We start from the raw sequence: 14,956 nt of genomic DNA, 5'->3' as shown, positions 1-14,956 counted from the left end.
TTCTGATGTTGGGTTAAATCATTTCCTGGGGCTCCAGAACTCGTCAATGGGATCACCTTTAGAGGAAAGTCCGGTGTGATGCCAGTTGCCATTCTGCACTTCGTAATCAAATTGTAGTTGGAGACCTACCCTGGAATTATCCCGAGAAAAAAATTCAATATTTTCGGTATAAATGCCATCTTCAGTGGTATATGTACCACCGCCGGTAGCCATAAATTGTTTCGTTTCGGTATTGTAAGCAATCCATTGAAAACGCGTTCCAGACAATATTTTCATTGTCTTTCGGGGCGTATCAGTATCTCTTAATTCCGTTTTTCCCTCTATGTTTCTTCCAGACATAAGCCAGGCACCGTGTAAAACTCCAGGGGTATTATCATCAATTCTTTTCAACGTAATTCCCATTGCTGGGATTTCAAGGGTAGAATCTTTTAAGGAAATCTCAAAACTAAATTCCCTGCCCACATTTTCAGGATTTGCTGAATCAAATTCCACGGTTTCGGTCATAGTATTGCCATCAAGTTTCCAAGAACCGCCATTGGTAGAAACAAAGGCTCCGGTATCTGCGTCATAGACAGCTATAGATTGATGCTTCTCAGAAACAATTAAAACACTTTTCAGGTTTCCTCTTTCTTCTGAGGTGTGAGCACCTTCCCAAGCGCCGATAATACTTTGGGCATTAATACCGAGTGATAGGAAAGTGCAAACCAGGAAAAGGATTGTTTTAGTCATATTGTGAAATCGAAATGTGGATATTGCTTTTCGCACTAAAAATACATTTAATTCTGTTGATTTCCTGAGTTAGCCTAAAGTGAGGGTAAAAATCTAAATTTGAATCTTTGTTTCAATTTATAAATCTCCGTAATAGACTATTTAATGGATATAGTAAGCAACTGGTAAAAGTTTTTTGTATCTATTGCTTTTATCACGTAACTACCTTTATTTAAAACTAGGACCGGATTTTCATTTCTATTTTCAACTTCCAAAATATCCAGTGGTACAGCATCATTTTTAATTTCCTCTTCACTTTTGAATGCCATCAACATAATCGGGAAATAGAGTGTAATGCTTTTTAAATCTATAGAAACACTTTTCTTTCCATCATAGAACAGCCAATCAGGTCTCCCATTTATATATTTGGTAAAAGGATGAAAAACAGTAATATCTGTCCAACTGCTATCTGTAACGGTTTTATATGGAATATCGTCATCGTTCAACAAAACCGATGGCTCCTTTAATTTTAATTCTACCAACAAAGGATTGCTCAAGGTTTTGGAACTCTTTTCTGAAAATTTATCCTGGGCTATGGTTAGTGGATCGATACCAGTTAAATCTTTAAGCCGCTCGGCCATTGATTTCTCCCAATAGGGGACAATACCTTCACGATTATGGCCGTAGCCTACATAAATCAAGGCTTTATCCTCTGGATGTTTTTGAAGAATACTATAAATATTATCTGCCTGATTCTGTTCCCTTATCTTTCCGTCCACCCCTCCCATAGTTTCATAGGGAAAGATGGTAAATCCGAGTTTTAAAGCTTTCCGCACAAAATTACCATATTGTGGATTGCTGCTATAAAATCCTGAAGCGTCAATGGGATATTCACGCTTATTTAATAGGGTGTCGGCATTTTCTCCATTGGATAAGGTTTCCAAAAACAATAATTTATATCCATTTTTATACAAATCTGCTAACAAGGATTCTGCAAAAACTCTATGCGAATTATTGTGGTGCGCTTCATTCAGGATGATCAGTCTGTTGTTCAAAGATTCCTTTATAATGTAGTCCTTCGCGGAAAGAATGCGAAATCCGTTTCTAATATAATTACTATCTATAGATTCAGATCTTGCAGAATTTCGAGGGATGGAATCCCAAAAGTACAATGCCTTTTTAAAATCTGATTTTATTGAATATAAAGTTGCTGCATATTCATAATCCGGATCTAACGCATCTTTATGCGTTATTGAATCAATTTGTGAACTGAATTTATAATGGTTTTTCACTTCCGATTTTTTTTTAAACCCCCAATTCTCAGTGCTCTTGCACATGGACAAACTGAAAAGCATAATTGGCATAAGCAGGAACCGAAAAATCTTTTTCATAAGAATAAGGGTTAAGAAATAATGTGAAATTCGAATTTTAAAAATTAAAGTTACGATTACTGAAGCAATGAATTTTTTCTTTTCCAAAATAAATAGGGGGAAGAGCAATGCACTTAGGACTTCCTATGGATTGAAGTGAGCTTAAATTGCTTCATCAATTAGTAATAAACGTGTTCTAAAAACGAAAGATTTTGCACTTTTGCGTCTCGCCGATGTGCCGAGAAATCCCCTAAGTTGTTTTCGTGAAGGAAGTAAGCAGTAAATTCAAAATCTACGCAAGGAACGCTTAAAGAAGGCGACAAAGGTTATATTGTTAAAGGCTCACCTTCCTCTACAAGAGAATATTCAGGGCAGAAAGCAATATTTGAAAAAGGAGAAATTAATTCAGTAAATAAGATTATAATGGAAAACAAAATGAAAATAGAAATCTGGAGCGACGTAATGTGTCCATTTTGTTATATAGGAAAAAGAAATTTTGAATCGGCTTTGGAGCAATTTTCCGATAAAGAGGAGATTGAAGTAATATGGAAAAGTTTCCAGTTAAATCCTTACATTCCTGAAATACCAAATGAAAGCTATCAGGATTATCTCATTAAACACAAAGGAATGAGTGCCGAACAAGTGAAGGGAATGTTGGATAACGTTACCCAAATCGCAAAGCGAGCGGGATTGGAATTCAATCTCGAACAAGCGGTGATCGTCAATTCAATGAATGCACATAAGATTATACAGTTTGCCAAAACAAAGGGTTTAGGTGATGAAGCGGAAGAAAGATTGTTTCACGCGTTTTTTACAGAAGGAAAAAATATAGCCGACTTAGACACATTAACCCAACTAGGTAAGGAAATAGGCTTGGAAAAAACTGAAATGGACAACGCTTTTAGGGACGAAAAATATTCTTCGCTCGTAAAACAGGACATTCAGGAAGCTCAACAATTGGGTGTTCAAGGGGTTCCATTTTTTGTTCTTAACCGAAAATATGCAATTTCCGGAGCACAGCCGTCTGAAGCTTTTTCAGAAAATCTAAAGGTCGCATTTGCAGAATGGAGAAAACTAAACCCAAAAACGAAATTGGAAGTTACCCAAGGACAAAGTTGTACGCCAGATGGAAATTGTGACTAGGACAAATTATGTTCGTAGACTTGCTTGGCCAGTTAATCACTCTTAAATATTAAAAAATCCGAATCCCATATTGTACCTGAATTATCAGCTCCTATTCGCTTACAAGAATATGGAGTTGGTATTTTTCAGGCCACTCTTACAAAATCGGCATTAAAGAAAGTCCTAAAGAAAAATTATATCACCGTTAATAATATCATGGCGACTTCGGCAACATTTATTAACGGGGGAGAACTTATTGAATTATCTATTTCCGAAGAAATAAAGCCGAAAAGAAAACTGGTCTTTCCGCTTAAAGTTTTATTCGAGGACAATTATCTGGCAGTAATCCATAAGCCTGCTGGTATTTTGGTTAGCGGCAATAGTTTTAAAACAATTGCCCATGCTTTGGGACAAAATATAAAAGAAAGTAATCTCCCCGACGCAGTGTACCCACAACCTATTCACCGATTGGATTATGCCACAACTGGAATTTTATTGGTAGGAAAAACGAGCAATAGTATTCGTGCTCTAAATGGAATGTTTGAAAATAAGGAAGTTCAGAAAATCTATTATGCAGTAGCTATTGGTGAAATGAATTCTTCTGGTGAATTCACTTCAGAAATTGATGGGAAGGAATCACAATCTAATTTCGCACTTTGTGAATCCGTCCTTTCCCAAAGATTCGGCAAACTCAACTTAGTGGAATTAGAACCTCAAACAGGAAGAAGACATCAATTGCGCAAACATCTTTCAAGCATTGGAAACCCAATATTGGGAGATAAGGAATACGGAGTAGAAAATCTAATTCTCAACGGAAAAGGTTTGTATCTGCACGCGTATTCTATCAAATTTATTCATCCATTCACAAAAGAGGAAGTTTATATAAAAGATGAATTGCCCGAAAGGTTTAAGAAAATATTTTATTTGACCCAGCATGGCCTAAAAAGCTAAAACCAAACTTTTCCAATTATAGAAAAATTCCAAACTGAGGCGTCACAAAAATGAAGGTCGAGAATTGTCAAAATACTCGTTGGAAGTATTCCTAATAATTTAAAAAACTGTATAAAGTGTAGTCACGATAATCCCTTTACCATCCTTCAAAACCACAGCCGATAACAGCTTTTCACCCTTTACCATAAAATTAAATGGAGCCGCCAAGAGATTTAAACCGCTATTCTTTTTCAGCCGAATTCCTTGTCCTGAAATAATATCTTTATTGGGAATGAAATCTCCGTCAGGAATATGTTCGGTGAGGATAACATATTTAAAACCGGCTAATTTATCTACAACACTTTGAACCTCTTCATTCGATAAATGTTGAAGTACTTGTCTTAATATTGCGCAATCTCCAGGAGGGAAATTATCTATTGCGATATCCAAACAATGGAATTCTAAATTTTCTTCTTTAAACTTTTCCTTATTCCGAGCAATAAGTTCCGGCACTATATCTATTGCGATATATTTCTTGGTAGAGCTTGCCAATTCCTTTCCTATATTAAAATCCCCGCAACCTAGATTACAGACCGTGATTGGGATTTTAAAAGAGGTTAAAAATGAAGTTACAGCTGTTATATAAGGTTCAGTTATTTCAGGAAGATGCGATCCTTCCCCTGAATAAAAATCGGTTTTCTCATCACCCCAGAGATTCATTTTGTAAACTTGCTGCATAGCTTTTTTAGTGGGCCAGGGTTTTTTTATTCTCTTAGATGTGCTATCATTTCTCTTCATTAAATAATTGTTGGTTGCAATTAATTTTTCACAAGAACCTACGCGTTAAGAGAAGTGGCAATAATAAGCCATATGAGATATGGCGTCACCAAAAGTGATTTATATCCTACCTCAGACCAGTAATAAAATAGGAAAAAACCAATAACTAGCGTAAGACCACTTATTACAAACAATCCCGCCAAAACCTGGTGATAATAAAAGAAAATGGGGTTCCATGAGAGAATTAAAATATAATGCACTATCAATACACCAATAAGCAGTTTTCTATTTTCAACAATTGGCCATAAATACGCCAAATAAATACTGAAGCAAATCATAATCAGCGTCCAGGAAACTCCAAATGCCCATCCCGGTGGCGTCCACGGTGCCTTAGTTAAATTTGCATACCATTCAGAGCGGGGACCTTTCCCAGCGAGAACGCTGCCAAGTCCGATAGAAGCGAAGTTTAGTACTAAGAATATTATAAGCCTGTAAATCATCTTTAGCTGCTTTCAGAATTTTTGACACTATCCCGTTAAGTGTGTAAGTTTAAAATAACAGGGGTTGGACTTTTTTAGAGTCTGACCCTTTTTTCATAGATCGTTAGGAACTGGTTTAATATAATGCCCCAGTTCCTGACGGGCATTGTCCATTTTTTGGTGGCTTCCCTTACTGCCAAATATACGGATTTCATCACGGCATCGTCCGTTGGGAAGGAAAGTTTGTTCTTGGTGTACTTTCTTATCTTCCCGTTCAGGTTCTCGATAAGGTTCGTGGTATAGATGATCTTGCGTATCTCCAACGGGAACTCATAGAACACTGTGAGCTCTTCCCAGTTGTCGCGCCAGCTCTTGATGGCATAGGAATATTTATCGTTCCATTTTTGGGCAAAATCCTCTAGGGCCATCTTGGCGGCCTCCTGGTTTGGGGCGTTATAGATATGCTTCATATCTGCGGTAAAGGCTTTTTTATCCTTCCATACGACGTACCTGCAGGCATTGCGTATCTGGTGTACCACGCATATCTGGGTCTTGGACTCGGGGAACACGTTCTTGATCGTATCCGTAAAACCATTGAGGTTATCGGTGGCCGTGATAAGGATGTCTTCTGTGCCGCGCGCCCTTATATCGGTCAATACGCTCATCCAGAAAGCTGCTGATTCGTTCTTGCCAAGCCATAGCCCCAAGACCTCTTTTTTACCGTCCCTGCGCAGGCCAACGGCTATGTAGATGGTCTTGTTAATAACCTTGGAGTTCTCGCGGACCTTGAATACGATGCCATCCATCCAGACAATCAAGTAGACCGGCTCCAAGGGACGGTTCTGCCAGGCAACTATATCGCCCGATATTTTTTCCGTGATCCTGGATATGGTCGAGGTGGACACATCAAAATCATAGACCTCACGTATCTGCTCCTCAATATCGCTGTTGCTCATTCCCTTGGCATAGAGTGACACGATGACGTTCTCAAGGCCATCGACCATATTGCCCCGCTTGGGTACGATCATGGGATTGAACGAGGCCTCACGGTCTCTGGGGACGGCAATCTCGGATTCGCCAAAGGAGGTTTTTATTTTCTTCCGGGAGTGCCCGTTGCGCGAGTTGCCTCCATTGGACCTCTGGTGTTTGTCGTAATCTAGGTGGCCGTCGAGCTCACCTTCGAGCATCTTTTCGATCCCACGTTTCTGGATCTGCTTTAAAAAATCGCTGAGCTCCTCGTGGGTCTTGAACTGCTTCAGAAAATCATCTGAAATTAAATCGTCTTTCTTCATAATGTGTAAAAGTTAAAGATTAAAAACTAAATAATAAAATAGCGGGGGCCGGCCCCCGCTATTTTATTATTTACACACTTTATGAGATAGTCCCATTTTCAGATTTATACTAAATACTTTACCTTAACCCATCTACCTATCGACTCATCGACTACAAAGTTGAAAAGTTGCATTAATTCAAATTTTCAAGTTCTCCTAAACCCATCTACCTATCGACTCATCGACTACAAAGTTGAAAAGTTGAGAACTCCATCGATTAATTCAAATTTTCAGGTTTTCCTAAACCCATCTACATATCGACTCATCGACTACAAAGTTGAAAAGTTGCCAACTCATCGATTAATTAAATTTTCAAGTTCTCCTAAACTCATCGACCTATCGACTCATCGTCTACAAAGTTGAAAAGTTGCGAACTCATCGATTAATCAAATTTTCAAGTTCTCCTAAACCTATCGACCTATCAACTCATCTACTACAAAGTTGAAAAGTTGCCAACTCCATCGATTAATTAAATTTTCAAGTTCTCCTAAACCTATCGACCAATCGACTCATCGACTACAAAGTTGAAAAGTTGCGAACTCATCGATTAATTCAAATTTTCAAGTTCTCCTAAACCCATCGACATATCGACTTATCGACTACAAAGTTGAAAAGTTGCGAACTCCATCGATTAATTCAAATTTTCAAGTTCTCCTAAACCCATCGACATATCGACTCATCGACTACAAAGTTGAAAAGTTGCGAACTCCATCGATTAATTCAAATTTTCAAGTTCTCCTAAACCCATCGACCTATCGACTCATCGACTACAAAGTTGAAAAGTCGCGAACTCCATCGATTAATTCAAATTTTCAGGTTTTCCTAAACCCATCGACATATCGACTCATCGACTACAAAGTTGAAAAGTTGCGAACTCATCCATTAATTCAATTTTTCAAGTTCTCCTAAACCCATCGACATATCGACTCATCGACTACAAAGTTGAAAAGTTGCGAACTCCATCGATTAATTCAAATTTTCAGGTTCTCCTAAACCCATCGACATATCGACTCATCGACTACAAAGTTGAAAAGTTGCGAACTCCATCGATTAATTTAAATTTTCAAGTTCTCCTAAACCCATCGACCTATCGACTCATCGACTACAAAGTTGAAAAGTTGCGAACTCCATCGATTAATTCAAATTTTCAAGTTCTCCTAAACCCATCGACATATCGACTCATCGACTACAAAGTTGAAAAGTTGCGAACTCCATCGATTAATCAAATTTTCAAGTTCTCCTAAACCCATCGACCTATCGACTCATCGACTACAAAGTTGAAAAGTTGCGAACTCCATCGATTAATTCAAATTTTCAGGTTCTCCTAAACCCATCGACCTATCGACTCATCGACTACAAAGTTGAAAAGTTGCGAACTCCATCGATTAATTCAAATTTTCAAGTTCTCCTAAACCCATCGACCTATCGACTCATCGACTACAAAGTTGAAAAGTTGCGAACTCCATCGATTAATCAAATTTTCAAGTTCTCCTAAACCCATCTACCTATCGACTCATCGACTACAAAGTTGAAAAGTTGCGAACTCCATCGATTAATTCAAATTTTCAAGTTCTCCTAAACCCATCTACCTATCGACTCATCGACTACAAAGTTGAAAAGTTGCGAACTCCATCGATTAATTCAAATTTTCAAGTTCTCCTAAACCCATCGACATATCGACTCATCGACTACAAAGTTGAAAAGTTGCGAACTCCATCGATTAATCAAATTTTCAAGTTCTCCTAAACCCATCGACCTATCGACTCATCGACTACAAAGTTGAAAAGTTGCGAACTCCATCGATTAATTCAAATTTTCAGGTTTTCCTAAACTCATCGACCTATCGACTCATCGACTACAAATTTGAAAAGTTGCGAACTCATCCATTAATTCAATTTTTGAAGTTCTCCTAAACCCATCGACCTATCGACTCATCGACTACAAAGTTGAAAAGTTGCGAACTCCATCGATTAATTCAAATTTTCAAGTTCTCCTAAACCCATCGACCTATCGACTCATCGACTACAAAGTTGAAAAGCGAACTCCATCGATTAATTCAAATTTTCAAGTTCTCCTAAACCCATCGACATATCGACTCATCGACTACAAAGTTGAAAAGTTGCGAACTCCATCGATTAATTCAAATTTTCAAGTTCTCCTAAACCCATCTACCTATCGACTCATCGACTACAAAGTTGAAAAGTTGCGAACTCCATCGATTAATTCAAATTTTCAAGTTCTCCTAAACCCATCGACCTATCGACTCATCGACTACAAAGTTGAAAAGTTGCGAACTCCATCGATTAATTCAAATTTTCAAGTTCTCCTAAACCCATCGACCTATCGACTCATCGACTACAAAGTTGAAAAGTTGCGAACTCCATCGATTAATTTAAATTTATTATTATGGATACCGGGTAATAAAACCCTTGAAATGTCAATCTTTTGTTATACCTATTTTAAAAATAATTGATAACCCTTATCTTTATTAGCATTTTGATTTCCTAAAATTCAAAATCTTATTATTCTATCCATATTTTTTAAATATTTCTACATTATGTCTAATACCAAACAATTTTCCATTGCAAAAATTAATGATTTAAAAGACGGTGAAATGAAGCAGGTTAACGCTGATGGAACCGATATTCTTTTAGCTAAAATCGATGGCAAATACTACGCGGTTGGAGCTTTTTGCACCCATTATGGCGCTCCACTTGCCGAAGGTGCACTTTGTGGCAAACACGTTATCTGTCCATGGCACCACGCATGGTTCGATCTTACCAACGGGGATCTTCTCCAGCCGCCGGCATTTGATTCATTACCAAATTACCCTCTAAAAATCGATAATGAAAATATATTCGTAGAACTCCCCGACAAGAGGTCTGATAGAAGAGTCCCTGAAATGAGTTCTTGCAGCAAAGATATAGATATAAGGGTTTTCGTTATTTTGGGAGGTGGCGCTGTAGGCTTTATGGCTGCCCAGACACTTCGAGAGGAAGGATATTGTGGACGTATAATTATGATTACCCAAGAAAGTGAAGCCCCTTACGACCGGCCTAACTTAAGCAAGGATTATCTTCAGGGAGAGGCCAAGCCAGAATGGATGCCATTGCGAGAAAATGATTTTTATAAAAAACACGATATTGAACTGTTGACCGGGAAGAAAGCGACCAGGGTAGACCACCAAAATAAAAAAATTGAATTTGAGACTGGAGACGCCCTTACCTATGATTCATTATTGGTTGCAACTGGTGGAATACCCAGAAAACTGGATTTACCGGGGTCAGATCTCAAAAATATATTTGTTTTAAGAAGTTTCGATTCCGCCGATGCTATTATTGATACCGTTGAAAACGTAAAAAAAGTTGTAATTATCGGTGGTAGTTTTATAGGAATGGAAGCTGCTGCAAGTCTCAGGGGTCGGGGCTTGTCGGTTACGGTTGTCGCTTCGGATAAGGTGCCATTTGCCAAAACCTTGGGACCCGAGATTGGAGAATATTTCCAAAATTTACACGAGAAAAATGGGGTTAAGTTCAAAATGGGCGTACATGTAAAATCTTTTGAGGGTGATTCTAAGGTTAAAACAGTTATCCTGGACTCTGGTGAGCAAGTTGAGGCTGATGTGGTTATTGCTGGAATCGGCGTTACACCCGCCACGGACATCTTAAAGGATGTTGAAAAGAAAAAGGATGGGGGAGTGGTTACAAACAGTTACTTCCAACTTGCATCTGGTTTATATGCGGCGGGTGATATAGCTTATGTGCCCGATTCCCGATCCAAAGAGCATCTACGGATTGAGCATTGGCGTTATGCCATGCAACAAGGTCGCGTAGCTGCGCGTAATATGGCTGGAAAAAAAGAGTCCTTTGCCGAAGTCCCATTTTTTTGGACCGTACATTTTGGAGACGCCTTGCGATATCTGGGGCATGTTAAAGAGTGGGATGAAATCTATTACGATGGAAATGTAAAGGATGGAAAGTTTTTTGCTTTTTACATTAAAGACAATCGTGTAATGGCAGTTGCGGACATGGGGAGAGATACAGAAATGGCATACATTGAACAATTCCTAAAAGATGACAAGTTGCCTTCCGCTTCCGAATTGAAGAAAAAAGATTTAAAAAAACTTATAGAATCTCTGAGCAAAAGCTGAATTTATTTTTAAGAGAATTTACACTCAGAGACTTCTGTGTTACTGTATTTTTGAAATAGTTGAGTTTTTTAGAAATCTTATTTAATCCTAGCCACCCCAAGGTTCCGTAAACCTTCATATACTACAATACTCACCGCATTTGCTAAATTCAAACTTCGAATGTGCTGGCTGTGAATTGGAATATTGTAAACAAGATCGGAGTTTTCATCCAAAATGCTCTTGGGCAAACCGACGGATTCCTTCCCAAAAATGAAAAACATTTCATCCTGATAATCGATAGAGCAATAATCCTTGGCGCCGTGGCTTGAAAAGTACGCAAATTTCCCTTTAGGGTTCTTTTCATAGAAATCCGAGATATTATCATAAATCACCAGTGAAATATGCTGCCAATAATCCAGTCCAGCTCTTTTTAATCTTGAATCGGTAATTTCAAACCCAAATGGTTTTACCAAATGCAAGCGTGACCCTGAAGCCAGACTCAACCGACCTATATTTCCTGTGTTTGTGTGTATTTCAGGTTCAAATAATACAATGTTAAAAGCCATATTTGGGTTGGGATTAATTCTATAAGCTTCGCAAGTTAAAAAATCGAAGTGCAACTTACTTGTTTTGAGAAACCTCTTTTCTTAGATTTTAAATAATCTTCTCTTTTTGTCAAATCCGTAATTATTGGATTAATTTTTTTCAATTATGACATTTATCATTTTCGATTTTACTTATCTATTGTTTATTTGATATAAGATTAAAAACTCTTAATATCTTAATTTAAACCCAACCAATATGCTATCCAAACAACAAGCTCGCGCCTTCTTCCTGATCGGGACGGTCGTGACTTTTCTCGCCTTTATCGGCCTCACCATCTACTCCTTTAGTGATGGTAATGATCAGACAAACTATGAAAACATTACTCCCGCAGTAGTGCGAGGTAAATTTATCTGGGAAGAGAACAATTGTATGGGCTGCCATACCATCCTCGGAGAAGGCGGTTATTACGCGCCCGAACTTACAAAGGTCGTAGAACGTAGGGGAGAAGGTCTTATAAAGGCCATCCTTATGTCCCCAGTTCCTTGGGAACCAAACGGAAGAAAAATGGTCGCTTACGGATTTACTTCGGAAGAAGCCGATGACGTAATCGCATTCTTCAATTGGATTGGTGAAATTGACCTTAACGGCTTCGACCGAATTGTTTCGCCATTGGCCAAAGACCAGATTACCAAAAACTAACCAACACCAGATTTATCATGAAATACAAATCGCAAAAAGTAGCTTATTGGTTTTTTGCATTATCAATGCTGCTCCTAATCCTACAATTAGTTTACGGATTTATTATGGGCTTCGCCCGAATTGGAATGGATGGTCTCCACGAATTCATTCCATTTAACACCGCTCGTGCCGTTCACACAAACCTTTTGGTGGTTTGGCTTCTCTCCGGATTTATGGGAGCTGCTTATTACATTATTCCAGAAGAAGCCCAACGCGAACTCGTAAGCGTAAAATTGGCTTATGTACAATTAATTTCTCTCGCTCTAGTTGGAGTTACGGCCATTGTAGGTTTTCACTTTAACTGGTGGGAAGGAAGAAAATTCCTTGAAATTCCGCACCAATTGGACTATTTGGTAGTTGCAAACGTGTTGCTTTTCCTGGCATTAATTTTACTTACTCTTTTTAGAGGAAAACGAAAAACCACCACAGCACTTGTGCTAACAATGGGGCTCGTTTTCGCTGCTCTGCTTTATTTGCCAGGAATGTTACCGTTCGATTCACAAGTTACAGATAGTTTCTTCCGTTGGTGGGTTGTTCACCTTTGGGTTGAAGGCGTTTGGGAACTTATTATGGGTGGTATTCTTGCTTTCTTATTAATAAAACTCACAGGTGTTGACCGTGAAGTAATCGAAAAGTGGCTTTATGTAATCGTTGGATTAACTTTCCTCTCCGGAGTTCTTGGAACTGGCCACCACTATTATTATATAGGTGTTAATAAAATCTGGTTGGTAGTAGGTGGAATTTTCTCAGCACTTGAACCATTGGCTTTCCTTGCAATGGCACTCTTTGCAGTGAATATGTACCGAAAAGGAGAAAAGAAGCACCCAAATAAAATTGCACTTTTCTGGACTATTGGTGCTGCAATTGTATCCTTTGTTGGCGCCGGACTTCTTGGATTCGCTCATACTTTGCCACAAACCAACTTATACACCCACGGAACTTTAGTAACCGCAATGCACGCGCATTTGGCATTCTGGGGCGCATACGCAATGATTGTGCTTGCTATTATCAGCTATAGCCTTCCAAATATGACCGGTCGTAAATTATACGATGGCGTTCGAGGAAGAGTAGCATTTTGGACCACGAATATCGGAATGATTGGTATGACCATGGCATTCGGAATTGCCGGAGTTGCCCAGGTTTATTTGGAAAGAAAATACAAAATGGAATTTATGGAAGTCCAGGATCAAGTAAGTATTCACTTTGTGGTACTTATCATTTGCGCCAGCCTGTTTGCCTTTGGTGTAATCACCTACATAGCAGATTTCTATAAACACGGACGCCCAAATGATGAGGCGATGGAAACGATTAAGGATCCTTTTCAATAAAGGACCTAAGACAGTAAGACTTAGGACATAAGACGAAATCTAATATGTCAGGTTGAGCGCCCGCCAGAATTGAAAAACCTTTCGGGCTGGCAGTCGAAACCTCAATGTAATCACTCGATAAAGAGTTCTCGACTGCGCCTGCCTGCCGGCCAGGCAGGCTCGAACAGACAAGGAATTGAATTGAAGAATAAGTTTAAAACAATGTCAGGCTGAGCGCCCGCCAGAATTAAAAAAACCTTTCGGGCTGGCAGTCGAAGCCTCAATGTAGGCACTCGATAAAGAGTTCTCGACTGCGCCTGCCTGCCGGCCAGGCAGGCTCGAACAGACAAGGAATTGAATTGAAGAATAAGTTTAAAATAATGTCCGGCTGAGCGCCCGCCAGAATTGAAAAACCTTTCGGGCTGGCAGTCGAAGCCTCAATGTAGGCACTCGATAAAGAGTTCCCGACTGCGCTCGAACTGACAAAGAATTTAAATTTTTAGATAAGTAAGACTTAAGACCAAAGACAAAATGTTTAATTGAAATGGAGATTTTCTTTGCGCACTCTACGCCTTTGCGGTGAAATATATACCGCAGAGACGCGGAGTTCGCAGAGTCTCATCTCTCATCTCTCACCTCTATTTTGTTTTACGTTTTAAGCGTCAATTTAACAACACAAAAAACTAACACTATGACAACCGAAATAAGCCATATAGTTAAATCAGAAGAACCTGCGCGATACCATAAACCTCCTTTCTACAAACCCATCCATCGTGAAGTTGAGGTTTTTGAACACGCTTATAAAAACAAACTTCCCATCCTGCTCAAAGGTCCAACCGGAACCGGAAAAACCCGATTTGTCGAGTTTATGGCAGACAAACTGAATCAGAATGTAATTACAGTTTCTTGTCACGAAGAAACTTCTTCCACCGATTTGATTGGCCGCTATATTATTAAAGGTGCGGAAACAATTTGGGTGGATGGTCCGCTTACAAATGCGATAAAAGAAGGCGCAATCCTTTATTTAGATGAAATCGCCGAAGCGCGTCCGGATGTGGTGGTAGCAATTCACTCTTTGACCGACCATAGAAAGGAGCTGTATATCGATAAACTTGGAGTTACCGTAAAAGCGCATCCTGATTTTATGTTGGTCGCTTCCTTTAATCCTGGTTATCAAAAAGGTTTTAAAGAATTGAAACCTTCAACTCGTCAGAGATTTGTGGCGATTTCATTCCAATATCCATCAGAAAAGGATGAAACTGAAATCCTGATGGCTGAAACCGGTTTAGCTCAGGACACAGCCAAAAAATTGGTCAATATTGCCAATAAAATCCGAAACCTGACCGAATTGGGATTGACTGAAACAGTTTCCACAAGGTTATTGGTTGATGCGGCTTTGCTTATCAACAGTGGGTTGCCAAAAAGACTTTCGGTAAAAGTGGCCATCGTAGCACCCTTGACCGATGATTTGGAAATAACCCAGGCGCTCACGGATTTGTGTGACCTGATGATTTAAAGC

At 39.0% G+C, this 14,956-nt stretch carries 12 protein-coding genes; 6 read left to right on the top strand and 6 right to left on the bottom strand.

Annotated elements, in window-relative coordinates; genetic code table 11:
- Nucleotides 1–18: 18 nt before the first annotated feature.
- Together EI546_RS02920 and EI546_RS02915 are read right to left on the bottom strand one after the other, a co-directional pair.
- The gene (locus EI546_RS02920) at nt 19–729 is read right to left on the bottom strand and encodes a membrane or secreted protein (RefSeq protein WP_128249139.1); all 711 of its coding nucleotides are present in this window, start codon (nt 727–729) and stop codon (nt 19–21) included.
- A 137-nt stretch (nt 730–866) separates the two neighbouring features.
- Nucleotides 867–2,099, bottom strand: coding sequence for a hypothetical protein (locus tag EI546_RS02915; RefSeq protein ID WP_128249138.1), 1,233 nt, complete (start codon nt 2,097–2,099; stop codon nt 867–869).
- A 414-nt stretch (nt 2,100–2,513) separates the two neighbouring features.
- Between EI546_RS02915 and EI546_RS02910 the strand changes: the two genes are divergently transcribed.
- Complete coding sequence (locus EI546_RS02910) at nt 2,514–3,221, top strand: DsbA family oxidoreductase (protein WP_164905153.1); 708 nt, start codon at nt 2,514–2,516, stop codon at nt 3,219–3,221.
- 195 nt (nt 3,222–3,416) lie between these two features.
- Nucleotides 3,417–4,151: an RluA family pseudouridine synthase gene (locus tag EI546_RS02905; RefSeq protein ID WP_410198312.1), complete on the top strand. Its 735-nt coding sequence runs from the start codon at nt 3,417–3,419 to the stop codon at nt 4,149–4,151.
- Nucleotides 4,152–4,250: 99 nt separating this feature from the next.
- Here the strand turns inward: EI546_RS02905 and EI546_RS02900 are convergent, their stop codons facing one another.
- From EI546_RS02900 to EI546_RS02890, 3 genes are all read right to left on the bottom strand, one after another.
- Nucleotides 4,251–4,928 carry a class I SAM-dependent methyltransferase gene (locus EI546_RS02900; RefSeq protein WP_128249135.1) on the bottom strand — a complete coding sequence of 226 codons (678 nt, stop codon included), beginning with the start codon at nt 4,926–4,928 and terminating at the stop codon, nt 4,251–4,253.
- A gap of 38 nt (nt 4,929–4,966) precedes the next feature.
- The gene (locus EI546_RS02895; RefSeq protein WP_128249134.1) at nt 4,967–5,407 is read right to left on the bottom strand and encodes a TspO/MBR family protein; all 441 of its coding nucleotides are present in this window, start codon (nt 5,405–5,407) and stop codon (nt 4,967–4,969) included.
- 74 nt (nt 5,408–5,481) lie between these two features.
- Nucleotides 5,482–6,678 (bottom strand): IS256 family transposase, encoded by a 1,197-nt coding sequence (locus EI546_RS02890; protein WP_128248875.1) that lies wholly within the window; start codon nt 6,676–6,678, stop codon nt 5,482–5,484.
- Nucleotides 6,679–9,274: 2,596 nt separating this feature from the next.
- On the opposite strand from EI546_RS02890, the gene EI546_RS02885 reads away from it, so the two are divergent.
- Entirely contained in the window at nt 9,275–10,867 is a 1,593-nt protein-coding gene (locus tag EI546_RS02885; protein ID WP_128249133.1) for an apoptosis inducing factor family protein, read from the top strand.
- Nucleotides 10,868–10,944: 77 nt separating this feature from the next.
- On the opposite strand, the gene EI546_RS02880 is transcribed toward EI546_RS02885, so the two are convergent.
- Entirely contained in the window at nt 10,945–11,412 is a 468-nt protein-coding gene (locus EI546_RS02880) for a tRNA (cytidine(34)-2'-O)-methyltransferase (RefSeq protein WP_128249132.1), read from the bottom strand.
- 235 nt (nt 11,413–11,647) lie between these two features.
- Here EI546_RS02880 and EI546_RS02875 point away from each other — a divergent pair, with 235 nt between their 5' ends.
- The 3 genes from EI546_RS02875 (at nt 11,648) to EI546_RS02865 (ending at nt 14,953) form a co-directional block, all read left to right on the top strand.
- Nucleotides 11,648–12,091: a c-type cytochrome gene (locus EI546_RS02875; RefSeq protein ID WP_128249131.1), complete on the top strand. Its 444-nt coding sequence runs from the start codon at nt 11,648–11,650 to the stop codon at nt 12,089–12,091.
- Nucleotides 12,092–12,108: 17 nt separating this feature from the next.
- On the top strand, nt 12,109–13,458 hold the full coding sequence (locus EI546_RS02870) for a cbb3-type cytochrome c oxidase subunit I (protein WP_128249130.1): 1,350 nt from the start codon (nt 12,109–12,111) through the stop codon (nt 13,456–13,458).
- Nucleotides 13,459–14,128: 670 nt separating this feature from the next.
- Nucleotides 14,129–14,953 carry a CbbQ/NirQ/NorQ/GpvN family protein gene (locus EI546_RS02865; RefSeq protein ID WP_128249129.1) on the top strand — a complete coding sequence of 275 codons (825 nt, stop codon included), beginning with the start codon at nt 14,129–14,131 and terminating at the stop codon, nt 14,951–14,953.
- Nucleotides 14,954–14,956: the final 3 nt, after the last annotated feature.

Source organism: Aequorivita sp. H23M31 (assembly GCF_004022485.1).
In the GTDB taxonomy this organism is placed as follows: Bacteria; Bacteroidota; Bacteroidia; order Flavobacteriales; family Flavobacteriaceae; genus Aequorivita; species Aequorivita ciconiae.
This window is presented reverse-complemented; position numbering and strand designations above follow the sequence as displayed.

Excerpts from the sequence above, each read along its gene's own strand:
- EI546_RS02895 (WP_128249134.1), bottom strand. The coding sequence starts at position 5,407 with ATGATTTACAGGCTTATAATATTCTTAGTACTAAACTTCGCTTCTATC.
- EI546_RS02920 (WP_128249139.1), bottom strand. The coding sequence starts at position 729 with ATGACTAAAACAATCCTTTTCCTGGTTTGCACTTTCCTATCACTCGGT.
- EI546_RS02915 (WP_128249138.1), bottom strand. The coding sequence starts at position 2,099 with ATGAAAAAGATTTTTCGGTTCCTGCTTATGCCAATTATGCTTTTCAGT.
- EI546_RS02900 (WP_128249135.1), bottom strand. The coding sequence starts at position 4,928 with ATGAAGAGAAATGATAGCACATCTAAGAGAATAAAAAAACCCTGGCCC.
- EI546_RS02865 (WP_128249129.1), top strand. The coding sequence starts at position 14,129 with ATGACAACCGAAATAAGCCATATAGTTAAATCAGAAGAACCTGCGCGA.
- EI546_RS02885 (WP_128249133.1), top strand. The coding sequence starts at position 9,275 with ATGTCTAATACCAAACAATTTTCCATTGCAAAAATTAATGATTTAAAA.
- EI546_RS02870 (WP_128249130.1), top strand. The coding sequence starts at position 12,109 with ATGAAATACAAATCGCAAAAAGTAGCTTATTGGTTTTTTGCATTATCA.
- EI546_RS02890 (WP_128248875.1), bottom strand. The coding sequence starts at position 6,678 with ATGAAGAAAGACGATTTAATTTCAGATGATTTTCTGAAGCAGTTCAAG.
- EI546_RS02880 (WP_128249132.1), bottom strand. The coding sequence starts at position 11,412 with ATGGCTTTTAACATTGTATTATTTGAACCTGAAATACACACAAACACA.
- EI546_RS02905 (WP_410198312.1), top strand. The coding sequence starts at position 3,417 with ATGGCGACTTCGGCAACATTTATTAACGGGGGAGAACTTATTGAATTA.
- EI546_RS02875 (WP_128249131.1), top strand. The coding sequence starts at position 11,648 with ATGCTATCCAAACAACAAGCTCGCGCCTTCTTCCTGATCGGGACGGTC.
- EI546_RS02910 (WP_164905153.1), top strand. The coding sequence starts at position 2,514 with ATGAAAATAGAAATCTGGAGCGACGTAATGTGTCCATTTTGTTATATA.